This is a genomic window from Pseudoxanthomonas sp. X-1, assembly GCF_020042665.1.
Taxonomy (GTDB): domain Bacteria; phylum Pseudomonadota; class Gammaproteobacteria; order Xanthomonadales; family Xanthomonadaceae; genus Pseudoxanthomonas_A; species Pseudoxanthomonas_A spadix_A.
Genome location: NZ_CP083376.1, coordinates 1587831 through 1601795, shown reverse-complemented (window position 1 = coordinate 1601795; position 13965 = coordinate 1587831). Strand labels below are relative to the sequence as shown.

The 13965-nt window shown below is 72.1% G+C and carries 9 protein-coding genes; 8 read left to right on the top strand and 1 reads right to left on the bottom strand.

All coding sequences use genetic code 11. The features are described from left to right. Positions 1 to 111 precede the first annotated feature (111 nt). Positions 112 to 2598, bottom strand: a complete 2487-nt coding sequence (locus LAJ50_RS07025) for a S8 family serine peptidase (RefSeq protein WP_205961543.1) — start codon at positions 2596 to 2598, stop codon at positions 112 to 114. Between the two features lie 222 nt (positions 2599 to 2820). On the opposite strand from LAJ50_RS07025, the gene LAJ50_RS07020 reads away from it, so the two are divergent. The 8 genes from LAJ50_RS07020 (at position 2821) to dxs (ending at position 13946) form a co-directional block, all read left to right on the top strand. Next, the gene (locus LAJ50_RS07020; protein ID WP_138654107.1) at positions 2821 to 3660 is read left to right on the top strand and encodes a DUF6689 family protein; all 840 of its coding nucleotides are present in this window, start codon (positions 2821 to 2823) and stop codon (positions 3658 to 3660) included. Between the two features lie 36 nt (positions 3661 to 3696). Then, positions 3697 to 4524, top strand: coding sequence for a GAF domain-containing protein (locus LAJ50_RS07015; protein WP_138654109.1), 828 nt, complete (start codon positions 3697 to 3699; stop codon positions 4522 to 4524). Further along, on the top strand, positions 4524 to 7751 hold the full coding sequence (locus tag LAJ50_RS07010; RefSeq protein WP_224096503.1) for a serine/threonine-protein kinase: 3228 nt from the start codon (positions 4524 to 4526) through the stop codon (positions 7749 to 7751). Before LAJ50_RS07015 ends, LAJ50_RS07010 begins: the two co-directional genes overlap by 1 nt. Then, positions 7748 to 8461 carry a sensor histidine kinase gene (locus tag LAJ50_RS07005; protein WP_138654532.1) on the top strand — a complete coding sequence of 238 codons (714 nt, stop codon included), beginning with the start codon at positions 7748 to 7750 and terminating at the stop codon, positions 8459 to 8461. Before LAJ50_RS07010 ends, LAJ50_RS07005 begins: the two co-directional genes overlap by 4 nt. Positions 8462 to 8565: 104 nt before the next feature. Next, a complete protein-coding gene (locus LAJ50_RS07000) occupies positions 8566 to 9216 on the top strand; it encodes a response regulator transcription factor (RefSeq protein ID WP_138654534.1) in 651 nt (216 codons plus the stop codon). A gap of 116 nt (positions 9217 to 9332) precedes the next feature. Then, on the top strand, positions 9333 to 11123 hold the full coding sequence (locus tag LAJ50_RS06995; RefSeq protein WP_130551769.1) for an acyl-CoA dehydrogenase C-terminal domain-containing protein: 1791 nt from the start codon (positions 9333 to 9335) through the stop codon (positions 11121 to 11123). A gap of 95 nt (positions 11124 to 11218) precedes the next feature. After that, positions 11219 to 11911: an HNH endonuclease gene (locus LAJ50_RS06990; RefSeq protein ID WP_165424147.1), complete on the top strand. Its 693-nt coding sequence runs from the start codon at positions 11219 to 11221 to the stop codon at positions 11909 to 11911. A 127-nt stretch (positions 11912 to 12038) separates the two neighbouring features. After that, entirely contained in the window at positions 12039 to 13946 is a 1908-nt protein-coding gene (gene dxs, locus LAJ50_RS06985; RefSeq protein WP_130551768.1) for a 1-deoxy-D-xylulose-5-phosphate synthase, read from the top strand. The last annotated feature ends 19 nt before the right edge of the window (positions 13947 to 13965 follow it).

Genomic DNA, 13965 nt, shown 5'->3' with positions numbered 1-13965 from the left:
GCGCGCCGAGGCAGGTTCCTCGACCGGGCGCGGAACTTAAAAAACGCCCCGCACCAGGCGGGGCATTTCTCGCGCCCTCCATGGCGCGGCGGTACCGGGTCGCAGGTCCGGTCAGTCCTCGGCCTGGCGATTGACGTCCAGGAAGCGTCCGGCGGTGACCGCGTAAGCGCCACGCGTGACCAGGCTGGTCGGATCGAAGTAGGCGTGCAGCGTCGGCTGCAGATCCGTCGCGCCCTGGGTCACGGTATAGCGGGCGTTGAGGATGCCGTTGTCCAGCGCCGACTGGACATAGCCACGCAGGCTCGCCGGAATGCTGCCCACGTCCTCGATCGGCAGCTGCTTGCCGTTGTAGGTGACCGACAGCGTCCCGTTGAAGTTCACCGCCGTGTCCTGCAGGCCCAGCGACTGCACCAGCGAGTAGGCCAGCTGCAGCTTGGTGACCTTGTCGGCCGGCTTGAAGTTGCCGTTGACCAGGCCCATCACCCCGGCCTGGGTCTGCGACAGATCACGCAACACCGCTCCCTTGGCCACCACCGCCTCGGCCGCTGCGTAGCTGGGGTCCTTGGTCGACAGGCCGGTGAAGCTGACCTTGCCCGCCGCCGGCAGCGACTGGCGCACGCCGGCGCCCATGACCAGGTACTGCGCCAGCTCGGCGCGGGTCAGCGCATCGTTGGGACGGAAGCTGCCGTTGGAGGACCCGTCCATCAGCCGGTGGGAGACCGCGTACTCCACCGCGCCGCGGTAGGCGCTGGAGGCCGGGACATCGTTCAGCCCGCTGAAGCCGGCGCTATTGGTGAACGCGATCGTGCCCGAGACCACGCCCGGCAGCGACACCCCGTTGGTGACGCGCAGCGGATCGAGCGCCACGCCGCCGACCGAACCGATGCCGCTGACGCTGATCTTCCAGGTGCCCTTCTTGCCCGGCGCACTCGCGCTGACCGTGCTGCCCAGCACCGGCAGGGCGATGGACGAACCGTAGCGCTCGCCGTCCGGATCGGTCAGCACCAGCGCCCCGGTCGTGCCGGTCATGGTCGCACTGGCATTGACCCAGGACACGTTGTCGCCGACCTCGAAGGTCTGGTACTGCGGCTCGCCCACCGGCACGAACAGCACCTCGAACGGCCGCGAACTCCCCGGCGACAGCAGCGCATTGCTGTTGAAGGTCTTCAGCGAATTGACCGTGCCGCCGTAGCCGGCGCGGACCTTGGCGGCCTCCTGCAGCGCGTCGTAGGCGTTGACGTAGCCGGCGCCGACTTCCCAGTAGGCGCGGCCGGGGATGTTGGTCGCGGTGCGCTCCAGGATGTCCTTGACCTGGGCGGGCGTCAGGTCCGGGTTGGCCTCCAGCATCAGCGCGATGATGCCGGCCACGTGCGGGGTGGCCATCGAGGTGCCGCTCATCACCGTGTAGAACGGCAGCTGCGCGGGCGACAGCGTGGCCACGTCGTCCTGCGCCGCCAGCGGCGGCAGCAGCCCGGTGAGCGCGCGGGTGGAGATGATGCCCACGCCCGGCGCGGTGATGGTCGGCTCGTTGAAGTAGGTCCACTGCTTGCCGTCGGCCATGGTGAAGGTGCCGCTCTCGCCCTGCTTGCCGCGCGAGGAGAAGCTGGTCAGCACGCCGTCCTTTTCGCCGGCGGCCACCGAGATCACCCACGGCGCCTGCGCGTAGGGGTTGTGGGTGTCCTCGCTGGGGCCGTCGTTGCCGGCGGCGAACACGCTGACGATGCCGTGCTTGTACAGCTCGTAGGTGGACACCGACACCGGATCGGTGGGATCGAACTTGCCCGAGCTGCCCCAGGAGTTGCTGACCACGCGGATCGGATCCTTGAAGCTGAACTGGTTCACCAGCGCGTAGTCCAGGCCACCGACCGCATCGAGGATCAGCAGCACCGCGCCCGAGCCGTAGCCGACCAGGCTGGCGCCGGGCGCCGCGCCGCGGTAGACGCCGTTGGAGTGGCCGCCGGTGCCGCCGACGATGCCGGCGCAGTGGGTGCCGTGGCCAGAGCCCAGATCGGTGTTGGGCACGTTCTCCACGTAGGTGATCGGCAGCATCGAGTCGAATGTGGCCAGGTTGGTGTTGGCCAGCACGTTCTGCACCACGTGCGTGCCGTAGGCCACGTCGCTGTTGGTGCCGTCGATGCCCGAGTCGTTGATCATCACGCCCACGCCGCGGCCGCTGTAGGGCAGCGCCTGGCCGAAGTCGCCCGGGTTGTCGTAGGCGCGCTCGACGCCGGTGATCTCCCTGGCCTCGGCGTCGTAATACTTCAGCGGGGCGTTGTAGTAGATCGAGGCCACGTCATCGCGCGCGGCCAGCGCCTTGATCTCGGCCGGCGTGGCCAGGGCGCCCGCGATCGGCAGCTTGCGCATCGCCACGCCCTCGGTGATGCCCAGCGACTTGAGGATCGACAGCTGCGCGGCGGTCGGCGCGGAACTCTGCTTGTAGGTGATGACCACCTGCAGCGGCGTGTCGGCCGCGGCGCTGGCGATCCTGGACTGCAGCTGCGCGTCCAGGCGCGCGGCGGCGTGGGCGCTGGAAAAGGCGCCCATGGCGCCGAGGACGGCGCAGACGCTCAGCGAGAGGACGGGGCGGGACAGGGACATGTGCGTGGCTCCGAAAGTGGGACCCGTGACGGGGTGGTCACACGTTGCGCGCGGCGGCTAGCAGCGGCCTATCCGGGGTTGCCCCCAGCGGCCCTGGGTAAAAACCCTCAGTGATGCGCATCCCTGTTCTTGGCTGGTTATGATCCTGACCGTCGGCCCTGCGGGGCCCCCGCCCGCGGCCGGTGCAGGACCAGCCGCACGCCATCGACAAGGGTTCGCGCCATGTCCCGATTCCCGCTGTTCGCCGCCCGCCTGCTGCTGGTCGCCGGGCTGCTGCTGTCCGGCGCCGCCAGCGCCCAGACGCTGCCGGTCAACGTGGCCATCGCCGGCGATACCGCCACCGTCGCCATCGGCGTCGCGAACGCCCCGCTGGTGGACCTGACCCTCGACTTCGACCAGGCCAGCAACCTCAGCGCCGCCAATCTGGGCATCAGCGCCCGGCTGCTGACCAATCCCGAACTCGGCACCCTGAGCGCGCGCCTGCCCGGCACCGTGGTCCAGCTGACCCAGCCGCTGCCGCTGCTGATCACGGTCGAGCCGCCGGTCGCCGGCGGCCTGAGCTTCAAGAAGCTGGTCCGGGTGGAACTGCACACCCACCTGCTGCCCTACACCGCCGGCTCGACGCTGCGCGTGTTCAAGGCGCCGCTCGGCGGCGCGTTCCGCGACATCACCGACGAGTTGTCCCCCGGCAGCGTGCGCGCGCGCGGCACCACCGACGGGTTCTCGCAGTTCCTGCTGGTCAGCGACCTGCGCCCGACCCATCTGGTCGTGGCGGACAAGCTGGCCCTGCTGCGCCAGCAGGTCGAGGCGCTGCCGCCGCCCCAGGCCGAACCGCTGGACGCCTATCTGGACACGATCACCACCGCGCTGGCCGCCGGCGACTTCAGCGCCGCGACCGTGGCGGTGGACGGCTTCCGCGAGCGCGTCTCGGCCCAGGCCGGCCATGGCATCCCGCAGGTCTGGAGCGCGGGCGACCATGCCGGCAACCCGGCCGGCGCGCTGCTGGCCGGCGCGGCCACGCTGCGCTTCTCGATCGACTACCAGCGCCTCTACGATCCTTAGCGCGTGCGCCGCGCTGCATTGCTTTACGCTCCTGCAATGCCCGCACGCCTGATCGCCTACCTGCCCGACGCGCCCGCGCCTTCGCTGCTGCTGGGCGATGGCGATGCGTTGACCATCGGCCGCGCGCAGGGCAATGGCCTGCAGCTGCCGCACCCCTCGGTCTCGCGCAGCCATGCCCGGCTGTCCGGCAACGGACGGTGCTGGGAACTGGACGATCTGGGCAGCAAGAACGGCAGCTTCCGCGACAGCCTGCGCCTGCAAGCACCGGCGCGGCTGGACGGCGCGGCGTGGCTGCGCTTCGGCGATGTCTATGTCGAGTTCACCCCGCTGGGCGAGGAAGACGCCGCGCGCGAAGCCGGCCAGGCCCGCCTCCGTCGCACGCGCGCCAGCGCGCTGACCCATGGCGTCGGTCAGGCGCTGGACCTGGACGACATGCTCACCGCCAGCGTCCACGCGGTGACCGAACTGGCGCAGTGCGACCGCGGCTACCTGGTCCTGGCCGGGCCGTCTGCGCCGCGCGTCGTCGCGGCCTGCGGGACACGCGCACCGCGCGAGTTCGCCGGCAGCACCGGCGCCCTGCAGCGCGCGCTCGAGCAGGGCCTGGGCACCGTGGCCCACGACATCGGCCATCTGCCCTGGCTGTCCACGCGTGAGTCGGTGCTGGCCTCCGGCATCAGCGCGCTGGCTTGCATGCCGCTGTGCGATGGCGACCAGGTGATCGGCGCGCTGTACGCCGACAGCACCCGGCCCGGCGCGGCGATCACCGCGCTGGACATGGAATTGCTGCAGGCCTTCTGCGAGCGCTGCGCGCTGTGGCTGGTCGCGCGCGGCGCGCGCGACCGTCTCGACCGCGCCCCGGCCTGATGTCCGACGCGCCCACCGCCACCGGCCTGTACCTGCACGACGTGCTGGCGAGCGGCCAGGTGCTGGCCGGGCGCTTCCGCGTCGAGCGCCTGCTCGGCATGGGCGGCATGGGCATGGTCTACCTGGCCACCGACCTGACGCTGGAAGTCCCGGTCGCCATCAAGGTGCTGCGCCCGGAGCTGGCCGAACGCCCGCAGGTGTTCGAACGTTTCCGTCAGGAGCTGCTGCTGGCGCGCCAGGTCTCCAGCCCGCACGTGGTGCGCATCCACGACCTGGCCGAGCACCAGGGCCGCTGGCTGATCAGCATGGACTACGTGCCGGGCGAATCGCTCGAGGCGCTGCTCGCGCGCGAAGGCCCGCTCGACGTCGAGCGCGCGCTGTCCATCGCACGGCAGATCGCGCTGGGCCTGCAGGCCGCGCATGCGCGCGGGGTGGTCCATCGCGATCTCAAGCCGGCCAACGTGCTGCTCGATGCGGACGGCAATGCCTCGATCAACGATTTCGGCATCGCCCGTTCGATGGCCAGCAGCGGCCTGACCCGGCACTCGGGGGCGATCGTGGGCACGCCGGACTACCTCTCGCCGGAGCAGGCGCGCGGCGAGCCGGTCGACCCGCGCAGCGACCTCTACGCGCTGGGCCTGATCCTGCACGAGATGCTGGCCGGGCAGCTGCCCTTCGCCAGCGGCACCCTCGCCGAGGTGCTGGCCCAGCGCATGCTGCGCACGCCCGAGCCGGTCAGCCGCGCCCGCCCGGACACGCCACCGTGGGTCGTGCGGCTGGTCGACCGGCTGCTGCGCCCGCAGCCGCGCGCGCGCCTGCAGGACGCCGCGCAGGTGGTGAGCGCGATCGATCGTCGCCACGTCGAACGCGATGCGCCGGCCTGGCGGCGCATCGCGCTGGCGGCGGCGGCCGTCATGGCGGTGGCACTCGTCGGCTGGGCGGGCTGGTCCTGGCAGCGCGCGCGGGCGCCGGCCACGGCTGAGGCTCCGGTCGCCGCGCCGCTGGCGCGGACCCTGGTGCTGCCGCTGGCCGGCGACCTCGACCCGGTCCTGCGCGAAGGCCTGGGCGCCTGGCTGCGTGACGCGCTGGCCGAACGCACGGCCGTGGTCGATGCGGGCCGGACGCTGCAGGCGCTGCGTTCGGTCGATCCGACCGGGCAGGCCAGCCCCGACCTGCCCGCCCTGCGCCGCGCGGCGGCCGCGCGCCAGGTGCTGGCCCCGCGCATGCGCCACGAGGCGCAGGGCTGGCGGGTCGGCGCCACGCTGCAAGACAGCGACGGCGGCACGCGCTCGCTGGACGGTCCGGTCGCCGCGACGGCCGCCGCCGCGGCCGACGGCTGGCTCGCCGCGCTGGAGACGACGCTGGGGCTCGATCCCGCCCCCTGGCCCGCCGCGCCGCCGGAAGGCGCGCTCCAGGCCCTGGGCCGGGCCAGCGCCGCGACCGCGCAGAGCCAGGGTGCGCCGCGGCTGGCGGCCCTCGCCCAGGCTGCGGACGCGGCGCCCGACGTCCTGCCGCTGCGCCTGGCCCAGGTCCGCGCCGCCGAGGCGATCGGCGAGGACGACCAGGCCGATGCGCTGCTGGCACGCCCCTTCGATTCCAGCACCTGGCCACGCAGCGCGCGGATGCTCACGGCCATGCGCGCCAGCGCCGAGGGCGATGCGCAGGCCGCGCTGACCGACTGGCAGGCCATCGCCGACGCCAGGCCCGACGATGCCCAGGCCCAGCTCGACCTGGCGCGCGTCCAAGCCGCCGCAGGCCAGGGCGACGCGGCACGCGCCCGGCTGCTGGCCCTGAGCAAGCGCGACCCGAACGATCCGCGGGTGTGGTTCGAGCTGGGCAAGCAGTCCATCCTGGCCGGCGACGCGGCCAAGGCCGTCGACGACTACCTGCTGCGGGCGCAGCTGCTGTTCCGCCGCGGGCGCGACCTCGCCGGCGAGGCTGAGACCGTCAACGCGCTGGGCGTCGGCTACGGCCGCCTGGGCCAGAGCAAGGCCGCCGAAGAGCAGTACACCCGCGCGGTCGAACTGCGCACCCAGGTCGGCAACCGCCGCGGCGTGGCCACCAGCCTGCGCAACCTGGCCGGCATCGCCAGCCTGCGCAGCGACTTCGCGGCGGCCACCGCCCACCTCGACCAGGCGCGCGCGCTCTACCAGGCGCTGGGCGATCGCGGCGGGCTGGCCGCCACCCACAACGAGGCCGGCCTGCTGGCCGAGGAACGCGGCGACTATCCCCGCGCGCTGCAGGCCTTCCGCGACGCCCTGCAGGCCTGGCAGCAGGTCGGCAACGCGCGCGGCACGGCGCAGACCTACAACAACATCGGCTTTGCCAACTTCCAGCTCGGCGACTACGACAGCGCGGCGGCGTTCTGGCAACAGGCGGCCTCGGCCTACCGCGCGCTTGACGACGTCACCGGCCAGGTCCGCATCGAACAGAACCTCGGCCTGCTGGCCACCGCGCGCGGCCAGTGGCAGGACGCCGCCACGCGGCTCGCGTCCTCGCTGCGCACGGCCGAAACCCACCAGATGTTCGAAGAGGTCGCGGTCAGCCGCCGCAACCTGGCCGAGCTGGCGTACTGGCAGGGGCACCTGGCCCAGGGCCTGGCCCAGGCGGACCAAGCCGCGACGCTGTTCCAGCAGCGCGACGACCAGCGCGGCCGCGCCGACGTGGCGGTGCTGCGCGCGCAGCTGTGGCTGGCGGCCGGGCAGCCGGCGCGGGCCGCATCCGAGCTGGAGCGTGACGCCAAGCTGTTCGACGAGGTCTCCGAGGAGCAACAGGCCGCCCGCGCCCTGCTGCAGGCGCAACTGGCGAGCCAGCGCGGCGATGCCCGCGGCGCCCAGCAGGCGCTGGCCGAGGCCACGCGGCTGGCCGCTGCCGCCGGCGTGCGCCTGCTGCAGCTGCAGGCGCGCCTGCAGGGCGCGCACGACGAAACCGCCCTGGCCGCGCTCGACGGCGACATCGCCCGGCTGGGCCACGTCGGCCTGCGCCTGCAGTTCCTGCTGGCCGCGCTGCGCGACGGGGCCGATGCGCAGGTGGAGGCGCGCTATCGCGAGGCGCAGCAGATCCTGCGTCGCGGCCAGGTGCTGTTCGCCGCCGATCTGCATGCGCAGGCCGCGCAGCGCCTGGCGCGGCTCGGCCAGGCCGACGCCGCCGCGCGCGCGGAGGCCGCCGCCAGCGCGGCGCGACAGGCGCTGCTCGCGGGCCTGCCGGCCCAGGCGGCCGCCCCATGAGCGAGGCCGGCGACGCCGGGCGCTACCAGGCCCTGCTCGAGCGGCTGGAGGCCAACGAGCGCGAGTTCCGCAGGCTCGGCCGCGCGGTGGTCAAGGTGCAGGAGGACGAACGCCGGCGCCTGGCGCGCGAGCTGCACGACGGCGTGGGCCAGAACCTCACCGTGCTCAAGCACCGCCTGGCCCTGCTCGGCACCGCGCTGGGGCCCGCGCAGGAGACACTGCGCGCGCAGGTCGAAAGCGCCATTGCGCTGTGCACGCAGACCCTGGAGGACACCCGCCACCTGTCGCGCCTGCTGCGCCCGCCGATCCTGGACGACCTCGGCCTGGAGGCGGCGCTGCGCTGGCTGGCGCGCAGCCAGTCCGAGGCCGGCGGCCCCCAGGTCAGCCTGGAGATCGGCGTATTGCCGGCGATGGACGATGCGCGCCAGACCCTGCTGTTCCGCGCCGCGCAGGAGTCGCTCAACAACGCGCTCAAGCACGCACGCGCGCGTTCGATCCTGCTGCGCCTGGTGGCGCACGACGACTGGGCGCACATGCAGATCGTCGACGACGGCGTCGGCTGCGACCCGGCGCTGGCGCTGACCAGCGGCGGCAGCGGGCTCGGCGGCCTGCGCGAGCGCCTGCGCCTGGGCGGCGGCAGTTTCCGGCTGGTGTCCTCGCCCGGCGCCGGCACCTGCGTGCAGGTGCGCGTGCCCCTGTCGGGCGAGTGAAACGCCCTCCGAATTGACAAAACCCCGCGCGCATACGACAAACAGCGGACATCGGATGTCACGTGCGCCGAACGATTTGGCATCGCTCCCCAGCCTGGTCACGCATGCCGACAGTCCCGATCCGCGTTCTCCTGGCCGACGACCACACCCTGGTCCGGGAGAGTCTGGCCGGCCTGCTGCAGGCGGCCGGCGGCATCCATGTGGTGGCCCAGGCCGCCGACGGCGTCGCCGCGGTCGCCGCCGCGCAGACCTGCCGCCCTGACGTGGTCGTGGTCGACATCTCGATGCCGCGCCTCAATGGCATCGACGTGATCCGCCGCCTGCGCAGCGAGGTCCCCGACGCGCGCGTGCTGGTGCTGACCATGCACGAGGAACACGAGTACGTGCTGCACGCCGTGCGCGCCGGCGCGGCCGGCTACCTGCTCAAGGAGGCCGCCACGGCCGAACTGATCGCCGCCGTGCGCAACCTGCACGCCGGGCGCGGCCACTTCAGCCCGCAGGCCGCGCTCGCGCTGGCCGCGCAGATCCAGCATCCCGGACGCGAGCTGGACGACCCCTACCAGGCGCTGACCTCGCGCGAGCGCGAGGTGTTCCACCTGATCGTCGAAGGCCAGACCACCAAGGAAATCGCCCGGCGCCTGGACATCAGCACCAAGACCGCCGAGAACCACCGCTTCCGCGTGCTGAACAAGCTGGCGGTGCGCAACACCGCCGAGCTGGTGCGCTACGCGGTCCGCCACGGCCTGCTGGACTGACGCGCCGGCGCCGGCGGACGCCGCGCACCGGGCGGGCACCATCACCATACGCAGTAGTATGCTTGGCGGCCAAAGCGGGCCGGGAGGCGGTCCGCACCGCCACCAAGAGCATCCGCATGAGCAGCTATCGCGCCCCCCTGAAAGACGTCCGTTTCGCCCTCTACGACGTGCTGGACGTCGAGCCCCTGTTCGCCCGCCTGGGCTTCGCGGACGCCAGCGCCGAGCTGGTCGACGCCGTGCTGGAGGAAGCCGGCCGCTTCACCACCACGGTGCTGGCCCCGCTCAACCGCGTGGGCGACGAGGAGGGCTGCAGGCTGGACGCGGCCACCGGCGAGGTCACCACGCCGACCGGCTTCAAGGAGGCCTATGCGCAGTTCGCGGAGGGCGGCTGGACCGGCCTGACCGCGGCCACCGAGTTCGGCGGCCAGGGCATGCCGCACACCGTGGGCGTGCCGCTGGGCGAGATGATCAACGCCGCCAACCTGGCCTGGGGCAACTTCCCGCTGCTCTCGCACGGGGCGATCGAGGCGCTGAAGTTCCACGGCCAGCCCTGGCAGCAGGAGGTGTTCCTCAAGCCGCTGGTCGAGGGTCGCTGGACCGGCACCATGTGCCTGACCGAGCCGCACTGCGGCACCGACCTGGGCCTGCTGCGTACCCGCGCCGAGCCGCTGGGCGATGACACCTACGCCATCACCGGCACCAAGATCTTCATCACCGCCGGCGAGCACGACCTGGTCGACAACATCGTCCACCTGGTGCTGGCCAAGCTGCCCGACGCGCCGGCCGGGGCCAAGGGCATCTCGCTGTTCGTGGTGCCCAAGTTCCAGGTCGCCCGCGACGGCACGGTCGGCGCGCGCAACGCGCTGCGCTGCGGGTCGATCGAGCACAAGATGGGCATCAAGGGCTCGGTGACCTGCGTGATGAACTTCGACGGCGCCCAAGGCTATCTGGTCGGCCAGCCGCACAAGGGCCTGCAGGCGATGTTCACCATGATGAACACCGCGCGCCTGGGCGTGGGCCTGCAGGGGATCGGCCTGTCCGAGCGTGCCTACCAGAACGCCCTGACCTATGCGCGCGAGCGCCTGCAGACCCGCTCGCTGTCCGGCCCCAAGTTCCCCGACAAGCCGGCCGACCCGATCATCGTCCACCCCGACGTGCGCCGCATGCTGCTGTCGATCAAGGCGCTGACCGAAGGCGCGCGCCTGCTCGCCCTGCACGCCGGCACCCAGGTCGACATCGCCCATCACGCCACCGACCCAGCCGAGCGCGAGCAGGCCGACATCCTCGCCGGCTTTCTCACCCCGATCTCCAAGGCCTGCCAGACCGAGTGGAGCATCGAGAACACCTACAACGCCTTGCAGTGCTTCGGCGGCCACGGCTACATCCACGAGCACGGCATGGAGCAACTGGCGCGCGATGCCCGCATCACCACGCTGTACGAGGGCACCACGGGCATCCAGTCGCTGGACCTGATCGGGCGCAAGACCGCCGCCAGCGGCGCGGCCGGGCTGAAGCTGTTCCTGGGCCTGATCGAGCAGTTCGCCAGCGCCCACCAGGACGATGCGGCGGTGGCCGAGTTCATCGGCCCGCTGCGCGAGAAGGCCGCCGAATGGGGCGCGCTGACCAAGGAAGTGCTGCAGCGCGCGGCCGCCAACCCGGAGGAACTGGGCGCGGCCAGCACCGACTACCTGTTCTATTCGGGCTACGTCGTGCTGGCCTACTGGTGGGCGCGCAGCGTGGTCGCCGCGCAGGCCTCGTCCCAGGACGCGGCGTTCAAGCAGGCCAAGCTGGAGACCGCGCGCTTCTACTACGCCCGCCTCCTGCCGCGCACGCTGTCCCACGCCGCCGCCATCCGCGCCGGTGCCGACTCGCTGATGGCGATGGACGCCGCGCGCTTCGACGCCTGATCTCACCGCGCCAGCGCGCTCCGGGGACACTTCGGAGCGCGCTGCGTCGGCCCAGTACACAATTCGTCATCCATCGGGTATAAGCTGTTTCCCCGATGGAAGCAGACACCGCTCAGCTTCATTCGGACGACTCCGGCAACCCGGTCCTGATCGACGGCGCCCTGCCGGATGCATCGTCCCCGGCCGATGGCCTCCCCGCCTCTCTCTCCGCACTGGCGCGTGCTTCCAGCGTGCGTTTCCTGTCGCTGGATGCGCATGGCCGCGTGCTGGACTGGATCAACTGGCAGGACGCGACCTGCCTGTACGCGCGCGATGCGGTGGCCTGGACGCTGGGCGATCCCTGCCTGACCGTGCGCGGTGGGCTCAACCGCCTGACCGGCCAGCAGAGCTACATCGAGCTGCATCCCATCGTCGCCTCGCGCGGCCATGCGCGCGCGGCCGGGCTCTCGCCCACGCCCGCGCTGACCAACCAGGCGCTGTTCGCGCGCGACGACCACCTGTGCCTGTACTGCGGCCAGACCTTCTCGCGCCAGCTGCTCACCCGCGACCACGTGCTGCCGGTGTCCAAGGGCGGGCGCGACGTCTGGGAGAACGTGGTCAGCGCCTGCTTCCACTGCAATTCGCGCAAGGCCAACCGCACCCCGCAGCAGGCGCACATGCCGCTGCTGGCCGTGCCCTACCGGCCCAGCTGGATCGAGCACCTGATCCTGTCCAACCGCAACATCCTGGCCGACCAGATGGCCTTCCTGAAGACGCACCTGCCCAAGCGCTCGCGGTTGTCGGCCTGAGCCTGAAGCGCGGCCGTGCGGCCGATACTTCACATTCCGCGCCGTCGCGTGATCCCAGACTGACCGCCTTGCTTGCCCCTCCCTTCCCGGGGGAGGAAAATGCGCAGCTGCATTGCCGACGGCCACGATGATCGACGCTACCCGCTATCCCCGCCTGTCACGGATCGAGACGCCCGCCGACCTGCGCCGCTTCGACGAGGCCGAGCTGACCGCCATCGCCGACGAGCTGCGCGCCTACCTGATCGAGTCGGTCGGCCGCAGCGGCGGCCATTTCGCCGCCGGCCTGGGCGTGATCGAGCTGACCGTCGCCCTGCACTACCTGTACGACACGCCCAACGACCGCCTGGTCTGGGATGTCGGCCACCAGACCTATCCGCACAAGATCCTCACCGGCCGCCGCGACGCGATCCACACGGTCAAGCAGGCCGATGGCGTGGCGCCATTCCCCAAGCGCGAGGAATCCGAGTACGACACCTTCGGCGTCGGCCATTCGTCGACCTCGATCTCGGCCGCGCTGGGCATGGCCATCGCCAACGCGCGCGCCGGCAACGGCCGCCGCACGGTGGCGGTGATCGGCGACGGGGCGATGACCGCGGGCATGGCCTTCGAGGCGCTCAACCACGCCGGCGGCATGCAGGACGAGCCGGACCTGCTGGTGATCCTCAACGACAACCAGATGTCGATCTCCGAGAACGTCGGCGCGCTGACCCAGCTGCTGGGGCGGATGAGCTCCTCGCGCACGCTCAACGCGCTGCGCGAGGGCGGCAAGAAGCTGCTGGGCGACAAGCGCAAGCCGCCGGCGCGCTTCATGCGACGCTGGGAGGAGCACTGGAAGGGCATGTTCGTGCCGTCCACGCTGTTCGAGCAGATGGGCTTCCACTACACCGGCCCGATCGACGGCCATGACGTGCCGGCGCTGGTGGGCGCGCTGAAGACGCTCAAGGGCCTCAAGGGGCCGCAGCTGCTGCACGTGATCACCACCAAGGGCAAGGGCTACGAGCGCGCCGAGGGCGACCAGATCGGCTATCACGCGGTCGGCCCGTTCGACCCGACCAAGGGCCTGCCCACCGTGGCGCCCGCCAAGAAGTCCACCTATACCGATGTCTTCAGCGACTGGCTGTGCGACATGGCCGCCGCCGATCCGCTGCTGCTGGGCATCACCCCGGCCATGCGCGAGGGCTCCGGGCTGGTGCGCTTCTCCAAGGAATTCCCCGATCGCTACTTCGACGTGGCCATCGCCGAACAGCACGCGGTGACGCTGGCCGCGGGCATGGCCTGCGACGGCGCCAAACCGGTGGTGGCGATCTACTCGACCTTCCTGCAGCGCGCCTACGACCAGCTGGTGCACGATGTGGCGATCCAGCAGCTGGACGTGCTGTTCGCCATCGACCGCGGCGGCGTGGTCGGCCCGGACGGGGCCACGCATGCGGGCAACCTGGACCTGAGCTTCCTGCGCTGCGTGCCGCACATGCTGATCATGGCGCCGGCCGACGAGAACGAGTGCCGGCAGATGCTGTCCACCGGCTTCCGCCATCCCGGCCCGGCGGCGGTGCGCTATCCGCGCGGCAGCGGTCCCGGCGTGGCGGTCGAACCGACCCTGGACACGCTGCCGATCGGCAAGGCGCAGCTGCGCCAGCGCGGCCGGCAGGTCGCGCTGCTGGCCTTCGGCGCCACCGTGCCGGCCGCCGAGCAGGTCGCGCGCGAGCTCGGCCTGACCATGGTCAACATGCGCTTCATCAAGCCGCTGGACCGCGAGCTGGTACTGGACCTAGCGCGCAGCCACGACGGCCTGGTGACGCTGGAGGACAACGTCGTGGCCGGCGGCGCGGGCTCGGGCGTGGCCGAACTGCTCAACGCCGAAGGCCTGTCCGTGCCGATGCTGCACCTGGGCCTGCCGGATGCCTTCCAGCACCACGCCAGCCGCGAGCAGCTGCTGGCCGAGGCCGGGCTGGACGTGGCCGGCATCCGCCGCGCGGTGCTGGCCCGCTGGCCACAGCTGCAGGCCGGCGCGACGCCGCTGACCGCGGCGCGCTGACACCGCCTTGCCGGGCGCG

Coding starts and splice junctions, on each gene's coding strand:
- LAJ50_RS07025 (WP_205961543.1), bottom strand. CDS start 2,598: ATGTCCCTGTCCCGCCCCGTCCTCTCGCTGAGCGTCTGCGCCGTCCTC.
- LAJ50_RS07020 (WP_138654107.1), top strand. CDS start 2,821: ATGTCCCGATTCCCGCTGTTCGCCGCCCGCCTGCTGCTGGTCGCCGGG.
- LAJ50_RS07015 (WP_138654109.1), top strand. CDS start 3,697: ATGCCCGCACGCCTGATCGCCTACCTGCCCGACGCGCCCGCGCCTTCG.
- LAJ50_RS07010 (WP_224096503.1), top strand. CDS start 4,524: ATGTCCGACGCGCCCACCGCCACCGGCCTGTACCTGCACGACGTGCTG.
- LAJ50_RS07005 (WP_138654532.1), top strand. CDS start 7,748: ATGAGCGAGGCCGGCGACGCCGGGCGCTACCAGGCCCTGCTCGAGCGG.
- LAJ50_RS07000 (WP_138654534.1), top strand. CDS start 8,566: ATGCCGACAGTCCCGATCCGCGTTCTCCTGGCCGACGACCACACCCTG.
- LAJ50_RS06995 (WP_130551769.1), top strand. CDS start 9,333: ATGAGCAGCTATCGCGCCCCCCTGAAAGACGTCCGTTTCGCCCTCTAC.
- LAJ50_RS06990 (WP_165424147.1), top strand. CDS start 11,219: ATGGAAGCAGACACCGCTCAGCTTCATTCGGACGACTCCGGCAACCCG.
- dxs (WP_130551768.1), top strand. CDS start 12,039: ATGATCGACGCTACCCGCTATCCCCGCCTGTCACGGATCGAGACGCCC.